The organism is Proteiniclasticum sediminis, from assembly GCF_018128025.1.
Lineage (GTDB): Bacteria > Bacillota > Clostridia > Clostridiales > Clostridiaceae > Proteiniclasticum > Proteiniclasticum sediminis.
In genome coordinates, this window is sequence record NZ_JAGSCS010000014.1 from 58,301 (window position 1) to 79,765 (window position 21,465).

At 47.8% G+C, this 21,465-nt stretch carries 32 protein-coding genes and 1 tRNA gene; 5 read left to right on the plus strand and 28 right to left on the minus strand.

Going from position 1 to position 21,465, the window contains the following annotated elements:
• Positions 1-174 precede the first annotated feature (174 nt).
• From KCG48_RS10590 to KCG48_RS10690, 22 genes are all read right to left on the minus strand, one after another.
• A complete protein-coding gene (locus KCG48_RS10590) occupies positions 175-1,482 on the minus strand; it encodes a DNA cytosine methyltransferase (RefSeq protein WP_211802188.1) in 1,308 nt (435 codons plus the stop codon).
• On the minus strand, positions 1,466-1,669 hold the full coding sequence (locus tag KCG48_RS10595) for a DUF7736 domain-containing protein (protein ID WP_211802189.1): 204 nt from the start codon (positions 1,667-1,669) through the stop codon (positions 1,466-1,468). Before KCG48_RS10595 ends, KCG48_RS10590 begins: the two co-directional genes overlap by 17 nt.
• Complete coding sequence (locus KCG48_RS10600) at positions 1,666-1,866, minus strand: hypothetical protein (protein WP_211802190.1); 201 nt, start codon at positions 1,864-1,866, stop codon at positions 1,666-1,668. Before KCG48_RS10600 ends, KCG48_RS10595 begins: the two co-directional genes overlap by 4 nt.
• Positions 1,848-2,084, minus strand: coding sequence for a hypothetical protein (locus KCG48_RS10605; RefSeq protein ID WP_211802191.1), 237 nt, complete (start codon positions 2,082-2,084; stop codon positions 1,848-1,850). Before KCG48_RS10605 ends, KCG48_RS10600 begins: the two co-directional genes overlap by 19 nt.
• Positions 2,085-2,087: 3 nt before the next feature.
• Complete coding sequence (locus KCG48_RS10610) at positions 2,088-2,240, minus strand: hypothetical protein (RefSeq protein WP_211802192.1); 153 nt, start codon at positions 2,238-2,240, stop codon at positions 2,088-2,090.
• Entirely contained in the window at positions 2,237-2,647 is a 411-nt protein-coding gene (locus KCG48_RS10615) for a hypothetical protein (RefSeq protein WP_211802193.1), read from the minus strand. The genes KCG48_RS10610 and KCG48_RS10615 overlap by 4 nt, the downstream gene beginning before the upstream one ends.
• 118 nt (positions 2,648-2,765) lie before the next feature.
• Complete coding sequence (locus KCG48_RS14905) at positions 2,766-2,888, minus strand: MerR family transcriptional regulator (RefSeq protein ID WP_269142440.1); 123 nt, start codon at positions 2,886-2,888, stop codon at positions 2,766-2,768.
• A complete protein-coding gene (locus KCG48_RS10620; protein WP_211802194.1) occupies positions 2,881-3,315 on the minus strand; it encodes a RusA family crossover junction endodeoxyribonuclease in 435 nt (144 codons plus the stop codon). The genes KCG48_RS14905 and KCG48_RS10620 overlap by 8 nt, the downstream gene beginning before the upstream one ends.
• A complete protein-coding gene (locus tag KCG48_RS10625) occupies positions 3,312-3,635 on the minus strand; it encodes a hypothetical protein (protein ID WP_211802195.1) in 324 nt (107 codons plus the stop codon). The genes KCG48_RS10620 and KCG48_RS10625 overlap by 4 nt, the downstream gene beginning before the upstream one ends.
• Positions 3,632-3,910 (minus strand): hypothetical protein, encoded by a 279-nt coding sequence (locus tag KCG48_RS10630; RefSeq protein ID WP_211802196.1) that lies wholly within the window; start codon positions 3,908-3,910, stop codon positions 3,632-3,634. The genes KCG48_RS10625 and KCG48_RS10630 overlap by 4 nt, the downstream gene beginning before the upstream one ends.
• Positions 3,900-4,313 (minus strand): YopX family protein, encoded by a 414-nt coding sequence (locus KCG48_RS10635; protein WP_211802197.1) that lies wholly within the window; start codon positions 4,311-4,313, stop codon positions 3,900-3,902. The genes KCG48_RS10630 and KCG48_RS10635 overlap by 11 nt, the downstream gene beginning before the upstream one ends.
• Entirely contained in the window at positions 4,310-4,696 is a 387-nt protein-coding gene (locus tag KCG48_RS10640; RefSeq protein ID WP_211802198.1) for a hypothetical protein, read from the minus strand. The genes KCG48_RS10635 and KCG48_RS10640 overlap by 4 nt, the downstream gene beginning before the upstream one ends.
• Positions 4,686-4,889, minus strand: a complete 204-nt coding sequence (locus tag KCG48_RS10645) for a hypothetical protein (protein ID WP_211802199.1) — start codon at positions 4,887-4,889, stop codon at positions 4,686-4,688. The genes KCG48_RS10640 and KCG48_RS10645 overlap by 11 nt, the downstream gene beginning before the upstream one ends.
• Positions 4,890-4,899: 10 nt before the next feature.
• Complete coding sequence (locus KCG48_RS10650; RefSeq protein ID WP_211802200.1) at positions 4,900-5,727, minus strand: DnaD domain protein; 828 nt, start codon at positions 5,725-5,727, stop codon at positions 4,900-4,902.
• Positions 5,728-5,731: 4 nt separating this feature from the next.
• Positions 5,732-6,196 carry a class I SAM-dependent methyltransferase gene (locus KCG48_RS10655; protein ID WP_211802201.1) on the minus strand — a complete coding sequence of 155 codons (465 nt, stop codon included), beginning with the start codon at positions 6,194-6,196 and terminating at the stop codon, positions 5,732-5,734.
• Positions 6,197-6,205: 9 nt separating this feature from the next.
• Positions 6,206-6,604, minus strand: coding sequence for a single-stranded DNA-binding protein (locus KCG48_RS10660; RefSeq protein ID WP_211802202.1), 399 nt, complete (start codon positions 6,602-6,604; stop codon positions 6,206-6,208).
• Between the two features lie 171 nt (positions 6,605-6,775).
• On the minus strand, positions 6,776-7,501 hold the full coding sequence (locus KCG48_RS10665; RefSeq protein WP_211802203.1) for a hypothetical protein: 726 nt from the start codon (positions 7,499-7,501) through the stop codon (positions 6,776-6,778).
• Positions 7,498-7,818: a hypothetical protein gene (locus KCG48_RS10670; protein WP_211802204.1), complete on the minus strand. Its 321-nt coding sequence runs from the start codon at positions 7,816-7,818 to the stop codon at positions 7,498-7,500. Before KCG48_RS10670 ends, KCG48_RS10665 begins: the two co-directional genes overlap by 4 nt.
• Positions 7,818-8,150, minus strand: a complete 333-nt coding sequence (locus KCG48_RS10675) for a hypothetical protein (RefSeq protein ID WP_211802205.1) — start codon at positions 8,148-8,150, stop codon at positions 7,818-7,820. Before KCG48_RS10675 ends, KCG48_RS10670 begins: the two co-directional genes overlap by 1 nt.
• Before the next feature lie 42 nt (positions 8,151-8,192).
• Positions 8,193-8,480, minus strand: coding sequence for a hypothetical protein (locus tag KCG48_RS10680; RefSeq protein WP_211802206.1), 288 nt, complete (start codon positions 8,478-8,480; stop codon positions 8,193-8,195).
• A gap of 11 nt (positions 8,481-8,491) precedes the next feature.
• Complete coding sequence (locus tag KCG48_RS10685) at positions 8,492-9,220, minus strand: phage antirepressor KilAC domain-containing protein (protein ID WP_211802207.1); 729 nt, start codon at positions 9,218-9,220, stop codon at positions 8,492-8,494.
• Entirely contained in the window at positions 9,213-9,632 is a 420-nt protein-coding gene (locus KCG48_RS10690) for a hypothetical protein (protein ID WP_211802208.1), read from the minus strand. Before KCG48_RS10690 ends, KCG48_RS10685 begins: the two co-directional genes overlap by 8 nt.
• A gap of 69 nt (positions 9,633-9,701) precedes the next feature.
• Here KCG48_RS10690 and KCG48_RS10695 point away from each other — a divergent pair, with 69 nt between their 5' ends.
• Positions 9,702-10,085, plus strand: a complete 384-nt coding sequence (locus KCG48_RS10695) for a hypothetical protein (RefSeq protein WP_211802209.1) — start codon at positions 9,702-9,704, stop codon at positions 10,083-10,085.
• Here KCG48_RS10695 and KCG48_RS10700 read toward each other — a convergent pair.
• The 5 genes from KCG48_RS10700 to KCG48_RS10720 all read right to left on the minus strand — a co-directional run bounded on the left by KCG48_RS10700 (position 10,054) and on the right by KCG48_RS10720 (position 11,601).
• Positions 10,054-10,536, minus strand: a complete 483-nt coding sequence (locus tag KCG48_RS10700; RefSeq protein WP_211802210.1) for a hypothetical protein — start codon at positions 10,534-10,536, stop codon at positions 10,054-10,056. The two genes, KCG48_RS10695 and KCG48_RS10700, sit on opposite strands and share 32 nt — an antisense overlap.
• Positions 10,533-10,730: a hypothetical protein gene (locus KCG48_RS10705; RefSeq protein ID WP_211802211.1), complete on the minus strand. Its 198-nt coding sequence runs from the start codon at positions 10,728-10,730 to the stop codon at positions 10,533-10,535. The genes KCG48_RS10700 and KCG48_RS10705 overlap by 4 nt, the downstream gene beginning before the upstream one ends.
• Positions 10,711-10,890, minus strand: a complete 180-nt coding sequence (locus KCG48_RS10710) for a hypothetical protein (RefSeq protein WP_211802212.1) — start codon at positions 10,888-10,890, stop codon at positions 10,711-10,713. The genes KCG48_RS10705 and KCG48_RS10710 overlap by 20 nt, the downstream gene beginning before the upstream one ends.
• 247 nt (positions 10,891-11,137) lie before the next feature.
• Positions 11,138-11,317: a MerR family transcriptional regulator gene (locus KCG48_RS10715; protein ID WP_211802213.1), complete on the minus strand. Its 180-nt coding sequence runs from the start codon at positions 11,315-11,317 to the stop codon at positions 11,138-11,140.
• An 83-nt stretch (positions 11,318-11,400) separates the two neighbouring features.
• Positions 11,401-11,601, minus strand: a complete 201-nt coding sequence (locus tag KCG48_RS10720) for a hypothetical protein (protein ID WP_211802214.1) — start codon at positions 11,599-11,601, stop codon at positions 11,401-11,403.
• Positions 11,602-11,764: 163 nt separating this feature from the next.
• Between KCG48_RS10720 and KCG48_RS10725 the strand changes: the two genes are divergently transcribed.
• The gene (locus KCG48_RS10725) at positions 11,765-12,409 is read left to right on the plus strand and encodes a LexA family protein (protein WP_211802215.1); all 645 of its coding nucleotides are present in this window, start codon (positions 11,765-11,767) and stop codon (positions 12,407-12,409) included.
• Between the two features lie 18 nt (positions 12,410-12,427).
• Positions 12,428-13,588, plus strand: coding sequence for a tyrosine-type recombinase/integrase (locus KCG48_RS10730; RefSeq protein ID WP_211802216.1), 1,161 nt, complete (start codon positions 12,428-12,430; stop codon positions 13,586-13,588).
• Positions 13,589-13,787: 199 nt separating this feature from the next.
• Here the strand turns inward: KCG48_RS10730 and KCG48_RS10735 are convergent.
• Positions 13,788-13,878: transfer RNA gene (locus tag KCG48_RS10735), tRNA-Ser, on the minus strand.
• A 408-nt stretch (positions 13,879-14,286) separates the two neighbouring features.
• Here KCG48_RS10735 and addB point away from each other — a divergent pair.
• Positions 14,287-17,724, plus strand: a complete 3,438-nt coding sequence (gene addB / locus KCG48_RS10740; RefSeq protein WP_211802217.1) for a helicase-exonuclease AddAB subunit AddB — start codon at positions 14,287-14,289, stop codon at positions 17,722-17,724.
• Complete coding sequence (gene addA / locus KCG48_RS10745; protein WP_211802218.1) at positions 17,702-21,388, plus strand: helicase-exonuclease AddAB subunit AddA; 3,687 nt, start codon at positions 17,702-17,704, stop codon at positions 21,386-21,388. Before addB ends, addA begins: the two co-directional genes overlap by 23 nt.
• Positions 21,389-21,465 lie beyond the last annotated feature (77 nt).

Sequence of the window (21,465 nt, forward strand, 5' to 3'; positions counted from 1 at the left end):
AAGATGGAGTTTCTCTAGCCATTTCTTTTTTCTCGACATCTCGTTGTTCCAAACACATTGTGCAGAAAAATCTATCCGTTCTCACATAAAGTCCGTCTCCGTATGATCTGTATTCGTACCTATATAGAGTCTCGATGTGCTTAAAGTCATGCTTACAGCTCATTTTCATTCCTCCTATTTCGCTTCTCTTTTTGTGTTCTTACAAAGCTCTGGCAAATTGGCTTCCACGAGTGCTATCGGAATTGCCGGACAGACACTGTTTCCCACCTTTTTTACCTGTTCGGTCTTCGGCATGCCCTCGATGATGTAGCTTTCTGGGAATCCCTGGGCATTGTAGAGCTCTCTTGGCTGTAGCATCCGCATCCTGATGTCTGTAATGATGTAGTCCTCGCCGTGGACCGTCACCAGTCCAAATCGGTCTTTTGAGGTGATCGTGTGAAGTGGCTCTTTGATGCTCTGGTTATTCTCGATGGATCCGTAATACTTTAGCAGGAATGCTTTGACCAGCAGCGACTTGTTAACCGCTGTAGTAGTCGCTAAAGGCTGTCTGAGGTCATGACCTGTTGAGGTGCCAAACTGCCGGGATATAAAGGCGGTCACTAGACCGAACCTATTGCTGGTGTCCAGTGTGCTGATTGGATCTCTTAATGTCTGGCCCCTGGCACCTCTGTTAGCCGTTTCGGTGTTATAGCGGATGATGTATGGTAGCTTGTCTTCCAGGATGTAAGGATCTCTTTCATCAATGACAAACTTCTGTAGCCCCCTGGCAATCCGTTTCATCGTGTTTTCGGATAGTTGCTTCTTCCGCTCGAAGATGCTCTCTTCTGGTATGCTCCAGTAAATAATCTCCCAGGCTTCCCTGTACGGTTTAAGCAGTCCGGCTTGGACTTCCAGCGTGTCTTTCGGTCCATGTGTAGCTTCCGGCCATACTATCTGCCTACCATCGCATCGGGCTACAATAAAGAGCCTGTTTCTGGTTGTTGGGGCTCCATAGTCACAGGCCTTGAGCTCCCGTGATTCCACCTTATAGCCTAGTGATTCGAGCTGTGACTTCCACATCCTGTAAGTTTCGCCTTTCTTTTTCGCCACAGGCCGTCCTCCCTTGATCGGGCCCCAGGTCTTAAACTCCTCGACATTCTCCAGCATGATGACTTTTGGTTTCACTTTCCCGGCCCACTTGAGGACCACCCATGCCAGACCTCTAATCTTTTTCTCCACTGGCTTACCGCCTTTAGCTTTTGAAAAGTGCTTACAGTCCGGACTAAACCAAGCTAGATCTACCGTCTGGCCTTGTGTGGCTTCCAGCGGGTCAACTGCCCATACATCCTCACAGTAGTGTTTTGTGGTCGGGTGATTAAGGCTGTGCATCCGGATGGCCATTTCGTCATGATTTATGGCGATGTCCACGGATCTTCCTATGGCCAGCTCTATTCCGGTGGAGGCCCCTCCACCGCCGGCAAAGTTATCAACGATCAGCCCCATTTCCTACCTCCAGTTTTAAAAAGTCTGGTTTCGCCTTTGCCTGGATCTCATCCCATAGATTTGGCATCTCGTGTGTCCATACTGGCCTGCCCATGAGCTCCTCTATGTATTTATGGACTTCATCCCACTCGCCAAGCAGAAAGCCTGTATAGGCACTGATGATGGCTGCTTCTCTCTTTGTGATCATCCCTTCACCATCCTTACCTTACGTACGTAACCGATAGGCTTTGAAGCTCTCCCACAGTGAATGTATGCTCTTGGCGGATATACTGATGCTGAATATGTCATAATCTTTCCGCACATATCGCATCTAAGTGCAACCCACTGTGTTTCATTCTCGGACCGCTCCCAGATCCATCCTCTGGCTATGATGACTTCTGGCATGGGTCTCCCTCCTTTACAAGTTTTTCTGCAATCCATCTCTGATCCTCTATCGCCTTGAATATTCTCTTTACTATTCTTGCTTGACTCTTCCAGCTTTTGGTTTTCTTCGCAATTTTGAGTAATCTTCTGTATTTAGATTTGATTGAGACTGCCAGTTTATATGTCCCGGCTTCTCCTGGAGTTATCTTGATGTTGAAAACTTCGTTATGATATTTCATGGATTATTTCACCTTTCTCTTCCTTGAAAATTTCTTCGTGTTTTTCCATGAGCTCCTTACTTTTTCTTTTTCCTCCAGTTGCTCAATAAGGTGCAGCCTCAGCTGATCAATGGGATCCATCTGTGCTCTCTTCTTTATGCTATTTTCTCTTATCACTTCTTCACCTCATTTTTGATCTCGACCATTTTCCAGCCGGTGGTGTATCCATTTGGTCTTATGGCTACGAGTTTGTGCGTTTTAAGCAACTTCGCCAACTCTTTTGCCTTGAACTGTATCGAGTATTTGAAGTCGATGGGGAAGAACTCTTCATAGAGCTCTTTGACACATTCACCGAAATCCTCTGCACTCATTCCGTCTCCTTCGTCTTCGAAGAATCCTGACCAAAACAGTTCTTTTGCAACTTCGTGGCAACTCTCATGTTCCTTCCACTCATAGGTTTCTCCATCGTTGGTTAGAAAACTTTTTCTATAGGGGTCACCTTTTCTAATTTTTCCTCTGCAGTAATTGCAGATATGCTCCTTTCTGGACTTCTTTACTTTTACTTGGCTTACAACAGTTGCCATCAGCCTACCTCCACTACTAATCTCCCGATCGGGGATGAGCTCCACTGGCAAATGATTGCTTTGTCTACCCTTGGTGTCGGAGGTTTGCTGTATCGGTACTTTTTCTTCGCTCTACGTTTCATTTTTTACCCTCCAATCTGATTCTCACGGACTCCAGGATGACCTGATCCGGCATCCCGGTAGCTCTCATGTGCTCGATAAACTCTAGGATGATGATGTCGATGTCAGCAGTCTTACTCATTTCCTTGCCCGCCTTTCAGCTCCTCTATTTCTACCTGTACGCCTGGAGCCGTTCTATAGTCCTTTATGACCAGCAGCTCGATGATCTGGGTATCATCCTTGTAAGCGAGCCCATTAAGACTGTCCAGGATCACCTTGGCGATGTTGTCCGCATCTGGTTTCTTGGTTGGCAAAATCTCACCGGCTAACATATCAAAAGATGCTGCCTTACTCTTGCTACGTGGGATCCCGAATGATGCTTTAATTGTGGCCCTCAATGGGCCCTGAAGTTCAACTCGCCCCGCCTGGTCAATATAGTTGTCACGGATCCAGCCCTCATACGCTACGGTTCTTGCTGGAGTGAAAGCATGGCCTTTCTTGGTCATCCGATGCCTTGCTTTTCCTTGAGGTTCTCCGGGGACGATAAACTCAACTTTTCTTCCTGTCATTCTTCATCACTCCAGTCAATCGCCTGCCCGCACTCCGAGCAGTACTTGTCCCGAAACACTTCAGAACCATCGAACTCGATGACTTCATACTGTACCCATGCGATGTTTTCTCTGGTTTCGCTGACATAGTTTCCGCACTGAGGACATTGGTTTTCAACTCCGTCATGGACTGGTTTGGCTGGAACCTTCTTTTTTATGGCTTCTCTCGAAGCTTTGAGTGCATTTTGAAAAGCTATTTTCCCATCTTGAGTGTAATGTTCCCACAGCTTATCGTCTGAAATCATGATATCTATTCTGTCCATTGCTTCTTCTGGTGTCATTCTTCCACCTCCAACCCCTGCATAAACTTCTTGATATCTTCCGTCTGCTTCCTAAGCTGCTCAATATACAGTGCAAGGGGAATTGCTTCCCCGGGTACTGACTTAGATGCACGGATAACCCGAAGCTTCATCATTGCCGATGAGAGGTTTTTGAAGTACCCATGTGTTTTTGTAATTTCATTTCCGTCTTTGTCTACCTTCCCTGTGGATTCCTTAAGCGTGTAGCAAAAATCATCCCTATCGACGAAGAACACGCTATCAATATCAATCTTCATTAGGCACCTCCAGCAGTTCCGGATTCTCGTGGATGTTGCCGATGACAACACCGTAAAATGTATCGGAGTTTTTGAGCATATATCTCATTGGCGATAATCCGCATGAATTGTGGTATTGAAATGCTCCTTGAGAGAAAACTATTTCGCGTCTCACTTTCCATCCGTCATATTCAACTTCAGTTATATCCCCCTCAAAGATCTTCACGCCGTTCATGTCGAGAAGGCCGGTGTACTGCATGAGAATCACTTCGTCTGGCTGATACTCGTCAGTACATATGCAGCAGCCTACTCTTCCACATCCACTCACTTGTATGGACTGATCGTCTTCACCAAAGTATAGTGAGTATACTGGGTTAATCATCTTCTCTTTTTTTATCCAGGCTCTAAACAAAATCTCTCTCATTTCTTCTCCTCCAGCAGCTGATATTTCATCTCATCCGGAACTTTTACGCTGACCGCTTCGCAGTAATATCCGAAGTTTGCGTATTTTTCGTTATATTCCTTGAAGCACTTTATTAAAAATAATTTTCCTTCTTCAGTCATTTCGTAATCATCTCCAGCGAAGTCGTTATACACCAATCGTTCCTCTATGTATTCAACTTCGGTTTCCGGGTCTATAGTTATCTTCACCGGAACTCCTCCGCTTACGAAGTCTGGACACTTAATATCTTCATCCTTGAGATATTCAAGCAGTTCCTCCAGTGTATCTAGCATGCTTTCGCCATCATTAAAGCCCTCATGTCCAAATCCGTGGTCGTACTTTTCCAGGTACTCTTTATAGTCCATTTTTTTCCTCCGTCTCAGACATATTCTCCCCGATTAAATTTTTGAAGTTGTTTGCTCCGTATTTTTTGATATAGTCGCTTATAAGTCTCAGCAAATCAATTTGGCGGAAAAGCATATTTCTTGTTTCGGGATCATTTTCATAAAATGCCTCAGTCCATTTGATTTTTGCAGACTCTATTAGTTTTTCTTCCATAGTTCCTCCCTTACTCCCATCCCAGGAGCTTTTTTTCCAATGTGTCGTAGTCGTACTCTCGCTCGGTGAAGTCCTTTTTGACTTCCTTGCCGTTTTTGTACTGTGGCTTCTGAGCATTTCTGCCATTTGCCTTCCAATTTTTTAGGATGCCGTCAACGTAACTGATTTTGAGTACGTTGTTCAGTGCAGCTTCTTTTATGGCATCTGTTGTCCAGTCATATCCGTATGTCTTTTCGAGTTCTGCCAGTTTTTCCGCCTGGACCGTGGATGCAATTCCGAATCCTGCCTGGGCATAATCGTTATAGATATTCCGTGCCGGATCCACGACAACGACAACCTCTTTTTCTTCTTGTTGTTGTTCTTTTTCTTCTTCTTTTTCTTCTTCTTGTTCTTGTTCTTTTTGCGGAAGTGTATGGATACTGTATGGATACTGTATGGATAGGGGTTTCAGTTTTATTCCAAGGTCAACACATAAGGTATGATAGTGTATCGCAAACGCTGATGTTTTAACGGTTTGCAGCTCTTTATCAATCAATGTTGTGACCTTTGGAGAGGTGCTTTTGTTGTATTTGATCCAATTTAGTAGATACACCTCTCTGGTGTCCTCGGAATAGTCTATTTTCCGTCTGTCGATCATGGTTTGGAGCAGTATGGATACTGTATGGATACTGTATCCTAACTGGATGCTCATCATCTTTTTACTGATTTCGTAGATCCCGATTTGGTTGGTGTAGGGATTCGTCATCAGGTAAAGATAGAAATACTTTTCTTCCGCTGTCCACTCCAGAACCTCAGGATCGTTCCAGAAGGTCGTGTGTACTTGCCTATAAACTGCCATTCATTTATTCACCTTCTTTCATGAACACCAGCCAGTGCGTCTTACTACGCTTGTCTCCGAATAAAGGCTTCTGCGGTGCCAGTTCAAGGATTTCCTTTAGCTTCACCTGATCCTCGTTCCACTTGAAGATCAGGATTCCGTTTTTCTCCAGCACCCGGAAACATTCATTAAAGCCGTCTTCGATGTTTTCTTTCCAGTTAACCCCAAGAACTCCGTACTTCTTACCAAGCCATGAGGATTCTCCAGCCCTTAGAAGGTGAGGTGGATCAAAGACTACGAGCTTGAATTGATTGTCCTTAAAGGGCATCCTTGTAAAGTCGGCCACGATATCGGGGTTGATTATTAACTTTCTGCCGTCACACAAGGTGTCTTCCAGAGTTCGATTGTCCATGTAGACTGTATTCGGATGAACCTTGTCGAACCAAAACATCCTGCTACCGCAACAAGCGTCCAATATTAATTTGTCCATAGGAACCTCCTAGAAGGGAATATCCCCGTCCTCAATCGGCATCATGTCCTCGTAGTCTCCGCCTGCAACGTGTCCGGCACTGTCGTTCTTCTTGCCCCACTCCAGGAACTTGATCTCTTCGGCAACCACTTCTGTAACATAGCGTTTCCCGCCTTCTTTGGCTTCGTAGGATCGGGTCTGGATTCTTCCGAATACTGCCATCATCAAGCCTTTGGTCATGTACTGCGCGGTTGACTCTGCGGACTTACCCCAGATCACAACCGGGATGAAGTCTGCTTCTTTCTTGCCTTCCTGGTTGAATCTTCGGTCAACGGCTAGGGTTACAGTGGTGACTGCGGTTCCGTTGCCGGGTGTGTATTTTAACTCAGGATCTTTGGTTAAGCGTCCGATTAAAACCACTTTATTCATGATTTCCTCCTAATATGCTATAATTGATCTGTAATATCTTGTCTTGTGCAGGTGATGAGCAATCCGAATTCTGATGTAGGAGTCAAATTCGGAACTCAGCATCTGCCTTTTCATTTGGTCTTTAAGCACTCTCTTGCGAAACTCTGATTTACTGAGTTTTACCATGGCTCTCTACCTCCATCTAACATTTGGATGAGTTTTGAGATACATGGCCTTAAGCTCCCAGACCTCTTTACTTTGGCCAATGTCCTGCAGGATGGTGGCATCAATAAACTCTCTTGCGGTCTGGTAGTTTGGCATCTCGGCTATTTTCTTGGCCAAGCTCTTCGGGAGTTTCGAGCCTTCTGCCGGGTCTTTTGCAGCTTCTGGATCATCATCAGATTCAGATGTTACTTCTGGATCCTTGTATGGATGCACATTCCGGTAGTAGTAGGTTCTAGCCGTTCCATTACCAATGTTGAGGTCTTCTTCCATCTTCTTCATGACCTCTGAGGGCTTTTTTCCGAGGTTCAGCATGTCGATGTATGGTGTGTAGTCACGCTCAGGGATCGCATTTTCTTTTGGCTTTTCTGTGACTTCCTTGGGCAAAAATCGGACTGCTTCTTCAGATGATGTATCCTCCGGTGGCTCGATGTACTCTGGACATTCCTGTTCCTCATCCTTTACCTCTGGGAGATGACCATTTGTGGTGAGTTCTGCCCAACCGTTCCGTGCAAGAATGTAGTCCTTCGTATCATCCGGATAAAGCAACTCACCAAGCAATGCATGAACACATTTAACCTCTTCCTCTGACAGCAGCCATCCGTCTGGGCTGTCGTCGAAAATCACGTTGAAGTGTATGTTCCTGTTTGCTTTTCCATTGACCTGTTTTACTTCCTCGATTTTTCTGACGATCATTTCTTAACCTCCAATCCTGTGAATTTGTCCGCAACCCTCACTTCATATCCCTTGTCCAGGAGGTTCTTCTTGATGGATAGCCAGTGAGTCTTTGTATTTGTTGAAAGATCATTATGGTTTCCAATGATCTCCGATTCATTAATATAATCAAAGCCACTCATGAAGTGCTTACCGAAGCAAAACAGGCCATTTTCGATCCATACTTCGGTCTGATGCCGATCTGAACCTTTTCTAAGGGAAAGCACCAAGTACCCGTCATTTTCTCTTTTGAACCCTTGTGTCTCCAAAAATTTCTCCAAATTTTTATCGATGCTCATTACTGCCCCTCCTCTCTCCAGAAGACTCTGCTGATTGTTTCCGATGCATCTTTAATCATTTCCGCGAGGCTTCGTGGAGGAATGATGATTTCTTCCTCATCCTCACAGCCATGCTCTTCGGGCATGGTGTAATCAATGAGATCAACATTGCGATAGATCTCATCCAGGATAAGCCTGGCTTTCTCCATGCTGTAGGTTCCCAAGAGTACTGAGTCTCGATCCAGCTTGGCCAAGATATTAGCCTCTCCTCGATGAGCTCCGTCCAGAGGGACCATCTTGATATGTGTGGCTCCAACGATCTGTAGGCGATCCTGAGTATAAAAATAGATCATAGTGTTACTCCTTTCGCATTGATATTTTGTATTTGGTTAATCCTACTTAATCCAGTATCTTTTGATAGCATTGGTTGTTTGGACTGAGAAAGCTCCGAGACTTCTGTCTCTCCACCTCATGAGGAAGATGTAGCCAACGAGTTCATCAATGACTGCACTGATTGAATTACACGAGCAGCCTATTCTTGTTTTATTGATCCTAAGTGTTTCCGTCTGTCCAGTTTCGCGTATTTCATAGTCATAGTCTGTAATTCCAAAAGCTTCGCAGATTGGCTTAATCCTTTCAAGGACTTCAAGCCTCTTCTTTTCAAGTCGTTCCATATGTTCCATGTGCGTCCTCCTTACAATTTTTCGATTGCCGGAATAATGTTGTTTTCTTTAAGCAGTTCGTAAAGGAAGAGCACTCCCTTCTGGGTCCACTTGGTGTTCATCTTGATGTCCTTGCGACCATCTCTTCTTGTGATCTCGGTTTTATCGCTGAAGGTGTAGCCTTTACTCTGATATCTTGTGTAAAGAAGCCACTGATCTGACTGTTTGTACTGAACCCCGAGGTCGTGCAGAATCTTATTCATTTCTGTTCCGGACATCCCATAGTCTTTGGCAATCTGAGTGATTGTCACAAGTCCGGGGTTTTTGAGAATTCTGTCCACATAGTCAGCTTTTGGCTTGAGTTCACCAATGACCTGTTCTTGCTGCTTCGTGACTAGGGAGAGTCTGTTGATCGTTTCATCAGCGATCCGAAGCGCTCTAGCCATGATTTTTTCCGGAGAGTTGAACTCTTTCTCGACTGCGATGAAGTACATTCTGGCCTGCTTGCCTCGATCGTTACGCTGAAGCATGGAGATTTCTTTGGCCATGTCGATTTTGAGTGCGTGATCTTCGCTGGGACGGCCTCCGGTACTTTCTAACAAATTTGTGATAAAGTCTGTTCCTTCTGAAAACCCGAATTCAATCATTCGCTTAAACCACATGGTGTATGGTGTTTCGACTTCAAGGAAATGGTGAAGATCTCTACCGGAGATGATCGGCTCCATCTGGTCACTGGTTTTGATTGGGATTAGTTCATTCATTGACTTCCTCCTTTGCTAACATCCGCTCCATTAGTTGCAGTCCGGATTGAGTAGCTACTTTGCTGTTTTGCCTGGGTACTAAGCAATTACTGCTTTTCTCAAGCAGAACATCGCCTCCATAGATTGGATCAATACCATATTTCGATCGGATCTCATTTAGAGTTGCATATCCATTTTCAATCAGCCAGGCATCATTTTCTCGCGAAGCTGCCATGATCGCTCGAAGGATTTCATCCGGTGAAAGGTCCGGCTTTAAGCTCTTGCTTGGAATTATGTTGGACAGCCCAACTAAACCGTGAATCTTCTGGTGATGCTCCAGCTCCTCGTAATTATCTGCGGTTGCAAGTAAGATAGGTGGTTTATATTCCCTTGAATGGACTAGACTGTATTTTCTTAAATCCTTGGTAGTCAAAACATTTCTCCTTTTCACTATATATTTACTGAATTTTTTGATATTATTGGGTAGAAAGGAGGTGATAATATGGATAATCTAACTACATATCTTAGAGTTGGTGCCTTTATTGAACTGGAGACTGAGCTATTCAATAACACAGAAGTAGTAAATAAGTATCTAGCGGTCTTAGAATATTCTGAAGACACTTTATATCAACTAAAGCTGGCAAATATTTACTCATGGTTTGTTGCTTTAAAAAGTTTTGTCATCCAGAATGAAGAGTTTGGTCACCATGATGTATTGGGTCTGCTCAGAAGCTGGGAAGAGTTATATCTGCAAATGGAAGATGTAGTCGAAGAAATTGAATCGCCAAATACTACCTGGCTTTCTACAGCTTACGAAAGATACGAATCTCTGCATCAAACAGTTGATCGAATGTTTAGAGAGCACTATTCTGAGTTGAAACCTTAGCAAGATGTTCTTCGAGAACTGAGTCAATTTTTATGACTTCTGATTTTACTTTGGCTATCTCTCTGATGATTTTTAGGACATCCTTATTTCGCAATTTTGCAGGAGCATATGGATCTCCTGAGAAGTTTATGCGATTGTCTGTTTTGGGATCTGTTTCTGCGTTATTTTCATCTTTGGTGAGTGCTGCAATAACCATTCGTGACACTTCTTCGACATCAAGGTGTATATTTGCAACAACCTTGGTTTGATCATCACCTGGAATGACAACTACCTTATCAAATGAGAGAGACACTCTCTCCAGCAAAGATTTAGCCTCTTCGATAGTGAGACCGACCAAAGTTTCCACTATTGCTGAGGCTTTTTCGATTTCATTTTCTTCAAACAGATGTATCACTTGTGGTTCGTTATTCCAACCCTTCCATTTTTTAGCTACTGCGTTTTCAATATTCATTCTTCTACTCCTTTATATGGGGTTTCTTTCAGTGTGAAAGGATCCACCAGGTAGAAATCAAAGTGCATTTTGGTGCAGGGCCTCAGTTCTTCATCCGCAATGATGTAGACAATGCCGTTCATTTCATTTGCGAAAACTCCAAAGATAGGAGCCAGGCCGTGCTTTGAGTATGCTTTAATGTATTGCTTTTCCAATTAAGTTTCCCTCCTTATCAAATGCTTCATCCGGGATCTCGATGATCTCATCGAGCCAGATTTCAAACTCTTCCTGCGTGCTCATCCTCATGGCCCTAACCTCTCTAGAGAGGGATCGCGCCGGAAGCTGCTCCAGGTACTCTTCTCTGCGAATTTTCATACAAGATTACCTCCTGATATTTTGATGATGATCCACACTAAAAATGTGATTACAAGCATGAGCTGCGTCAACCAAATCAACCTCTTCATTAGAGGACTGCAAACATGGCCAAGATGCCGAGACATCCGAGGACTAAAACAAAAAAAGTGAGGAAAACTTCTGCCCAGGTCTCTTCATGAAGATCGTTATGATTATGTTTACTGTTTTTATTACTTCGTTTGTGTTTATAGACCATTTGATTGCCTCCTTAAATTTTGATAGATTTCCCCAACCGGCTCTCTAGCCATCGATGTGCCTGCTCTTCATAAATATGAACTCTTCTGCCAATCCTTAAGCAAGGGAAGGTTTTTACAAATGTTAGATCCCTAATTTGTCCTTCCTTGATTCCGGTTTGAGAAGCAAACTCACGTACTGAAACAGTTTTCATGTTTACACTCCTTTCACTTATGCATTATTTGTTAATTACGTAATGTTCACTTTTGCGAACACCAAGAGAAAAATAAAAAAGCTCTAAATTTCCAAAAAGTTCTCCATGGGTTCATTTGGGAAAACCAACTTAAGACCAAAAATGAACTTGTTTCCAGGTTGTTTCTTGCCTTCCAGGACTTCCCAGAGGTAAGATCTGGAGATCTGCATTTTTTCAGCAGCCTCACTGAAATTCAAGTTGTAAACATTCATGTTCTTTAAAAATTCATCTTTTCTAACCTTCATTTTGCACCTCCTTCACATGGTGTTCACTTTTGAGAACGACCGTAACTTTAATATAGTTTAGGTGTCGTCAATTGTCAACACTTTATTCAAAAAGTTTTTATTTTGTGTGCTATTGCGAACACTAAACATATATAATGGACTAAAAAGCACGGAGGGGATTGCCTTGACTATTAACGATTACTTAAAAACATTACGAGAGGATAGAGGGTTATCCCAGCGTGGGTTAGCTATGAAAATGGGCGTATCAAATGCTACTATCAGTCAAATTGAGAATAAGCGAAATAAGCCTAGCATCGATCTTTTGTTTTTATACGCTAAGGCCCTCAATGTTGATCTGTCAGTTATGATCTCCATGATGAAAGAAGATGGATCGGACTATAAATATACGTCCAAAGATATCCAAGAAGTCGATCTCACATTATCTGTTCCCCTTGTTGGGTCTGTCAGAGCTGGTAAACCTGTTTTTGCAGAAGATAACATTGAAGATTATCTCCTATTTGACAAGAGGGGACTTGATCAGAGTAAAACGTATTTTGCACTTAGAATTGTTGGCGACTCGATGGATAAACTGTTTCGAGCTGGCGATGTGGTCCTGGTCGAGAAAACTGATGTAGTAGAGTCTGGACAAATTGCAGTAGTTGGAATCAATGGATATGAAGCTACTGTAAAAAGGATCACCCTGGGTAATGGCAATATTGCACTGATCCCGGAGAGCAATAATCCGGCATATCTTACCCAGGTATACAGCATCGAAAAGGATGATATCCACATCATTGGGCGTGTCGTTCAGTCTACAACTTACTTCTGATCTGGGGGTGAGCACATCATGGCCAAGAAAAGGACCCGTGCAAATGGAGATGGCACGATTTTTTATAACGAAGCCAAAAAGCTTTATATCGTCCGAAAGAAGATTGGACGGGATCCAGAGACAGGAAAGCTGATCTTCAAGGAATTTTCAGCCAAAAAGAGAGAAGACGCCAAAGATAAAATGGATGAGTACATGGATCAGCATCCAGAATATAACCCAGATGCTGATAAGCGCTCCTTGGAGACTTACATCCGAAAGTTTCTTTATGAAATAAAAAAGCCTGCAGTTAGTCCGAAGACACTGCAGCGCTATGAAAGTATTTACTTAACCCACATTAAGGAGTCGGATAGCTCTAAAAATTTCTGTCCGTTCTTGTACTCTCCGATGCCAGAGATTATTACATCGCAGATCCGTGAGTGGTATGGATCACTTAGGGTAAGCGAAAGCACTTTGAAGTTAATCAACATCATTATCAAAGGTTCGCTTACACTTGCTCTGGAAGATCGAATCATCCAGTATAATCCTGCCCATGCGATTCGAATGAAGAATGAAGAACCGGATGAAGACGATCTTACGCCAGTACTGGCTGCCGATGAGCAGCAGCTCCTGATTCGAGAGTTAAATCTTAATGATCCAGTTCATAGACTGTTGTATTTTATATTGGCTACAGGATTGCGCCTCGGGGAAGCTCTGTGCTTACGCTGGAGCGATTTTAAGATCATAAACAAGGAAAAGCATGTAGTCGTTAAAAGATCGCTCACAAGGATCAAAAACGATGGTTCCGGGGTGTATGTGGACCTGGAAAAAGAACCGAAGACAAAAGCCTCGAAACGATCGGTGCCACTACCTAAAAAGCTAGTGGATCAGATGAGCTCCTGGGAGCATCGATCTGAGGATCTAGTCTTCCCAAACCCCGAACATGATGGGAAGACATATATCTTTAATAAGACACCTGCACGGCACCTGGCTAGGCTCTGCCGGCAGGCTGGAATAACAGAAGTAACAGTCAGAGGGCTTCGCCATACCTTTGCTACCCGTCACTTTGAAGAGGGTACACCGATCAAAACGGTTCAGAAGCTACTTGGCCATGCAAAGTTTGAGACAACCATGAACATTTATACCCATGTGATGCCTGATATTAAGATTCGCGATGCAAAAAACATCGATAAATTTCTTTGAAATATAACTTTACTATTTCTTATGATAATTTTTAAAGGTCCTGCAACTACGCAGGGCTTTTTTTTGTTATCCACCAGTAAGTCCACCAGTAACCAGAGGAATTAGGGTGTATCAAGCCACTTTCAGGGTCTTTGTTGTAAATCAAAAACCGCCTGCAACCTAAGTTTTCCAAATGATTACAAGCGGTTTTCGTGTGTTTTGGCGGAGAACGAGGGATTTGAACCCTCGCGCCGGTTTCCCGACCTACGCCCTTAGCAGGGGCGCCTCTTCGGCCTCTTGAGTAGTTCTCCATACCGAAGTTTAACCATATTCAATTATCACGAAACTTATTATAACAATGGGACGGTCCCCATGTCAAGCCATTGGGGAATTTCAAGCCTGGGGAAAATGCCAAGACTCTTCTTTATGCCGAGCTTTTCCCGTTCAACACGGGGAATTCTAGGGGGCTTGGTGCAGTTCGCCCTTTGATTCGGACAAGATGTCCGGAATTCTGTCGATAAAAGAGATATTGCTTTATAATATAAATGAGTGAAACCGTTATCTTATTTTGGTTTCGATTTGATGGGGAAACCCAAAAATTGTCTTTTTCTCCCGGAATAATTCATTGTCCCACTTATGGGATAGTGAGTATAGTATAATTGGATTATATCAAGGAAATTGAGCAATGATACAGAGGATGTGAAACAATGAGTCTCCAAATGATCTATGGAAAGGGCGGCAGCGGAAAGTCCCATGAAATCTACCGGCAGATCCAGCAGCGCATGGCCCTGTACCCGGACCGGGACTTTATCATTCTGGTGCCGGAGCAGTATACCTTCCGCTCCGAGCAGAAGGTCCTCAAGGAACTGGGGCAGCGAAGCGTCTTTCGCGTGTCGGTACTAAGCTTCAACACCCTGGTGAAGAAGATTCTTAGCACCGTGGGGGGATCCGCCCACGATCTCATCTCCGATAACGGGAAGATTATGCTCATGACCAAGGTTCTGGGCGAAGTGAAGGACGACATGAGCGTCTTTAAGGGCGTAGCGGGGAAAGCCGGCTTTGTGGCCATGGCCAAAAATCTCGTGGATGAGATCCGCCGCTTTGATCTGGATCCGGAATCCCTGCGCAGCGTGGCGAAAACCACCGAGGATAAGGAACTGAAGCAGAAACTTCAGGATATTCTCCTCATCCATGACCGCTATGATCAGGAAGTGCACCGGGACCATATTGATGCCACGGACGAGATCCACTTTGCCCTGGATCGGATTGAGGGGGCAGGTTTTCTGAAAAACAGTGAAGTCTATCTGGATGAGTTCAACGACTTTTCCGTGATGCAGCTGAAGTTCATCACCGCCCTTCTGCACAAGGCCCGCCGGGTGGTGCTCACCCTGACCTTGCCGCCGGCGGAGGGGAGCTCCGATGTGTTCCAGATCACCCGAGACACGGAGCGGAAGCTTCTTCGGGCAGCGGAGGACGCCGGAGTCAGCCTGGAAAAACCTCTGGAGCTTTCGGGGGAACCGCCGGCAAGATTTCGGGAAAATCCGGAACTGGCCCATCTGGAGTCGGAGTATTTTCATTATCCCAGCCGAAGCTTTGGGGGTCCCGTGCGAAGCCTGACTCTCTATAAGGCCCAGAACAGCTACGATGAGGTGGAGCGGGTGGCGAAAGATATTCGCCGGCGCATCCGGGAAGACGAGAGTCTCCGGTACCGGGATCTGGCCATCCTCTGCCGAAACATCGACAGCTACGAAAACATCGTCACCACGGTGTTCCGGGAGTACGACATCCCGGTGTTCCTCGACAAGCGCCGGGACATGGACAACAGTCCCCTGGTGCAGTATCTCCTGGCCTTTATTCTCATCGCCGCCGAAGGATACACTTATGAGGCGCTGTTTCGCATGCTGAAGACCGGGCTTTCCCCCGTGGCCACGGAGGACATCGATCTTCTGGAGAACTATATCCTTGCCCATGGCATCAAGGGCGGAAACTTCCAGAAGGAATGGGTCTATCCCTATCCGCAGATGAAGGACGAACTGGGGAAGAGCTACCTGGCCCAGGTCAATGCCTCGCGTACCCAGATTGTGGACTTTTACAGCCCCTGGGTGGAAAAAATCCGGCAGGCGGGAAGTGCCCGGGAAACCACCCGGCTGCTCTTTACCCATCTGGAGGAGGACGGCATTCTGGACCGCTACATCGCCCTGGTGGACCGCACCGGATCCCTGGAAATCCAGAAGGAACGGGAAGAGGTTCAAAAGGGTCTGGTAAAAGTTATGGATGATCTGGTGACAGTGCTGGGGGATGAACCCCTGACCCTGGAGGTCTATGCCGAAGTGATGAAGCAGGCCATGCAGAACCAGAAAATCGCCCTCATCCCCCTGACCCTGGATCAGGTGATCCTGGGCGATGTGGCCCGGGTGAAAAGCGACAGCATCCACGGGCTCTATATTCTCGGCGTCAACGACGGTGTCTTTCCCCGGGCCATTGCCGAAGAAGGCATCATCACGGACCGGGATATCCGAAAGCTCAAGGAAGCGGGCCTCGAGGTCTTCCTCGATTCCAAAACCCGCGCCGTCTATGAGCAGTTCATGGTCTATACGGCCTTTACCATCCCCAAGGGATTCCTGGCGATTTCTTACGTGGGGGCAGATCTGGAAGGAAAATCCCTTCGGCCCTCCCTGGTGGTGGGCCGGGTGAAGAAGCTCTTCCCCGCCCTGGTGGAGGAGGTGGCAGTGAACCCTCTGGATCACCGCCATGCGGGACTGGAAGAGGTGGAGGGAAAAACGGCCACCTTTAACCAGCTCATTCAGGAAATGCGGCGAAACTATCAGGGAGATCCGGTTCAGGGACTCTGGGGCGAAGCCTTCCGCTGGTTCCAGGAAGATCCAGCCTTCTCTGCGCGGCTGAAAATCGCCAAAGACGGACTGAACTACACCAATACGGCCCTGAATCTTTCCCGGGCTTCGGTGAAAGCCCTTTACGGCGATCAGCTCTATCTCAGCGTTTCCCGGCTGGAACGGTTCACCGCCTGCCCCTTCGCCTACTATGTGGAGTACGGGCTCAAGGCCAAGGACCGAAAAATCCATGAGATCACCCCACCGGATGTGGGGCAGCTCATGCACACGGTCATCGACCAGTTCACCGAGGACCTGAAGGGCATGGAAGGACCTTTGACCTCCCTGGACCGAAAAGCCATTCGGCAGTCTGTGGATGAACTGGTGGACCGGGCCATTGCCGAAACCAACACCATCTACAAGAGCTCTGCCCGTTACCAGCACATGGGAGAAAAGGTGAAGCGAATCCTTCACCGCTCGGTGGAAACCCTGACGAATCAGATCGCCAAGGGAAGCTTTGTGCCCATGTTCAACGAGCTGGCCTTTGAAAAAGACGGAAAGCTCCTTCCGCCCCTGTCCGTGGAGATTCCCGAGACGGGCGAAGACGCCCTTCTCATGGGCCGCATCGACCGGGTGGACGTCATGGAGCTGGACGGACGATCCTATATCCGCATCATCGACTACAAATCCTCGGCGAAAAACATGTCCATGAAGGACGTGTTCTACGGACTCCAGCTGCAGCTTCTCGTCTATCTGGAAGTGATTCTGCGCAACTGGGAAAGCATTCTGGCCCATGAGGCGGCACCGGGGGCCATCCTCTACTTTAAGATGGACAATCCCCTCATCCAGGGCAGCGTGGGCATGACCGACGAAGAGATCGAGCTGGAGGTGTTAAAGAACCTGAAGCTCAAGGGCATGCTGCTGAAGGACGCCCGAGTCATCCGCTCCATGGACAAGGACATGGACGGCTACTCCCTCATCATCCCCGCCCGCTTCAACAAGGAGGGGGAAGTGGTTTCCTCCGCCAACCGGCCAGACAAAAACCGGGAGATGATCCTCACGGAGGAGGAGTTCGGCATCCTTCGGGGGTACGTCATGGAAAGCATTGGCCAGATCCTCAAGGAACTTTTTGAGGGGAACATTGCCATTACCCCCTACAAGGATCAGGACAAGATTCCCTGCACCTACTGCACCTACCGGAGCATCTGTCAGTTTGACACGAAAATTGCGGAGAACCATTACCGCAGCATCAAAGCCCTGCCCATCGAAGAACTGTGGAACAGGATGAAAGGAGGCGAAGCCCATGGCCAGTCCGTGGACGAATGAACAATGGGAGGCCATCACCTCCCGGGGATCGAACCTTTTGGTTTCCGCAGCGGCGGGATCCGGGAAGACCGCCGTGCTGGTGGAACGGATCATCCGCATGATCACGGAGGATGGGGTGGACATCGACACGCTTCTTGTCATGACCTTCACCAATGCCGCAGCGGCGGAAATGCGGGAGCGCATCGGCAGTGCCGTCATCAAGGCCCTGGACGCTAATCCGGGGGACAAGAACCTGGAGCGGCAGCTGTCGCTTCTGGGCCGCAGCAGCATCACCACCATCCATTCCTTTTGTCTGGAAGTCATCCGGAACAACTTCCACCTCATCGGACTGGATCCGGGATTTCGCATCGCCGATGAAACGGAGGCCACCCTGCTGAAGGAGGAGAGTCTGGACGAAACCCTGGAGGAGTTCTACGACCGCCAGGATCCGGATTTTCTGGACCTCAGCGACGCCTATGGCGGAAAAAAGGATGACCGGGATCTGATCAAGACCGTCTATGAGGTGCATCGTCATATCATGAGCAGCCCCTGGCCTGAGGCCTGGCTGCGGGAAAAAGTGGGGATGTATCAGGTAGAGGGGAAGAAGCTTCTGGCCTTGCCGGTACTGAAAGGGCTCCTTCAGGATCTTCAAAGCCGGCTCCAGATCCATGAGGAGGCTTTGGAAAAGGCCCTGGACATCATCGATGGCCATGAGCCCCTCCAGGGCTACAGCGAAGCCCTGCGGGCGGACCAGCAAATCTTCCTGGGGCTGAAGGGCCTCCTGGAGGAAGAGTCCGACTACGACGGCCTCCGGAATTATCTGATGACCATCAGCTGGGCACGGATGAAGCCGGCCAAAAAGAATGCCGATCCCCAAGCCGTGGAAGAGGTCAAGGGAATCCGGGAGGATTTCAAGAAGTTCATCAAAGCCCTCACGGAGAAGTACTTTGGGGAAAGCGAGGAAAACAACCTGGCCATCCTTCAGCGGACCTATCCCCGGCTGAAGGCCCTGGAAGCGGTCATTCTCCGCTTCATGGAGGTCTACAGCCGAAGAAAGCGGGACAAGGGGCTTCTGGATTTCAATGATCTGGAGCACCTGGCCCTGGAGATTCTCAGCCAAGAGGAAAACGGACGTATTGTCCCTTCCGAAACAGCCCTGGAATACAAGAAACGCTTCCAGGAGGTCCTGGTGGACGAATACCAGGACTCCAACGAAGTCCAGGAAGTGCTGATCACTATGGTATCCCGGAAAAATGAGGACAACCCTAATGTGTTCATGGTGGGCGATGTCAAGCAGAGCATTTACCGTTTCCGCCAGGCTCGGCCGGAACTCTTCATGGAAAAGTACCGGACCTACAGCCCCGAGGGGAATGCCCAAGGCAAAAAGATCCAGCTCTACAAAAACTTCCGAAGCCGGGGGAATATTCTATCCGCAGTGAACTTCCTGTTCCAGGGCATCATGAGCGAACGGGTGGGGGAGCTGGATTACACCGATGAGGAGTCCCTCATCTATGGCGCAGCCTACTATGAGGAAGCCGATGAGGCCGAAGGGGAATCTCCGGAAGATGCCGTGGAGATCCTCCTGGTGGAGGACAAGGAAAGCGCCGAAAATGGGGAAGCCGAAGAGGGCGAAGAGGACGGAGAATACGAGGGCCCAGAAGTTCAGGAAGGCGCCCCGGATCCTTCGGACTACAAAGTCATCGAAATGGAAGCCAAAATGGTGGCGGACCGGATCAACCAGCTCATCCGCTCGGGACACCGGATCTATGACAACCAGGCGAAAGTCATGCGACCCATGACCTACAAGGACATCGTCATCCTCATGCGGGCCACGGCTCGGGTGTCCTCGGTGTTCCTGGAGGAACTCCATCAGGCGAATATTCCCTCCTTCAGCGACAGTTCCACGGGGTACTTCGACACCATCGAAATCCGCACCATGATGGCGCTGCTCAATCTCATCGACAATCCCCTCCAGGATATTCCCCTTCTGGCCGTTCTGCGCAGCCCCATTTTCGCCTTCAGCGAGGATGAGCTGGCCCAGCTTCGCACGGTGAACCCCGGGGATTTCCTCTACCGCAATCTCTGCCAGGAGGAGGCCTTCACCGGACTTCTCCGGGAAAAGGTGGCGTATTTCCGGGATCGCCTGGAGACCTACCGCAATTTTTCCAAAACCATGAAACTGGATGAGTTCATCGGGTATCTCTATGGGGATACCGCCTATCTGGACTATGTGGGAGCCATGCCCGACGGCATCGAGCGGCAGGCGAACCTGAGGATCCTCTTCCAGCGGGCACGGCAGTTTGAGGCCACCTCGCTGAAGGGACTCTTCAACTTTATCCGGTTCATCGACAAGCTGAAGCGCAGCGCCGGAGACTTTGGCGCCGCAAAAATTCTGGGGGAAAACGAGAACCTGGTCCGGATCATGAGCATTCACAAATCCAAGGGTCTCGAGTTCCCGGTGGTCTTTCTCGTGAATACGGCCAAGAAGTTCAACCGGTCGGATCTTCGGCGGGAGGTGATTCTCCATGAGGAACTGGGCATTGCGCCCAGCTACGTGGACCTGTCCCGGAACCTGAAAACCACGACGCTCCTGAAGGAAGTCCTCAAGGACCGCATCGCCCTGGAGAGCATTTCCGAAGAAATGCGGGTGCTCTATGTGGCCATGACCCGGGCCCGGGAAAAACTCATTCTCACGGGGCATGTGAAGGAACTGGACAAGAGTTTGGAGCGCTGGACCCGCCTATCCGGCGGGGACGGGCTGAAGATCGGCGAGGACAAGGTGCTAAAGGGTGACACGTACCTGGACTGGATCATGGCGGTCATGCTGAAACACCAGAGCCTCAGTGCCTGGAGAACGGACGGAAAGGTCATGGGGCTGGGGAAAGACATCCGGCTGGCCTTCTCCACCAAAACCCGGGCCCAGGTCTTAGGCAGCGCCGAGGAGCTCCAGGAGAAACCCTCCGGGGTCTTTTCACTGGATCTTCTGGAAGATCCGGAAAATGCCTTTGAAGTCAATCGGAGACTGGCCTTTGCCTACGCCCAGGCACAAAGTATTGAGAAGGTCTCCAAGGTTACGGTCACGGAGCTGAAGCGCATGGCGGCACATCTGGATCATCCGGAGGAAGCGGAAGAGATCGAGAAGTCGCCAGTGGTGCTGCGGCCCAAGTTTCTCCAGGAATCGGCCACGCTAACCGGGGCTGAGCGGGGAACCATATTCCATAAGGTGATGCAGCACTTGGACTTCAAGCGGGTGAGCCTGCCGGAAATCCGAACACAGCTGCAGGAGCTTCGGGATCGGGAACTCCTCCGGCCCGAGGAGCTGGAAGCGGTGAATCCCTACAAAATTCAGGCGCTCTTTCAGACAAAGCTGGGACAAAGGATGCAGGAGGCGGATCTTCGCCAGGAATTATTCCGGGAATCCAAGTTCCTCATGAACCAGGAGGGCAGCGAGGTCATGGTCATCGGCGTCATCGACGTGTACTTTGAAGAAGAAGGACAGCTGATGCTCATGGACTACAAAACCGATTATCTCGAAGAGTCCCAAGGGTCGGAGGAGTTAGCGCTCCGCTACAAGGAGCAGCTCCTCTACTACAAGCGGGCACTGGAGTCCATTACGGGTCAGCCCGTGGCCGGAATGTATCTGTATTCGGTTTCTTTGGAGAAGGAAATTGAAATATCTCCATGACTTAGTGTAGAATTTTTGTTGGATGAAAAAAGAGAATAGCTCTAACCGTGTTATGATACAAGTTGCAACAAAATAAC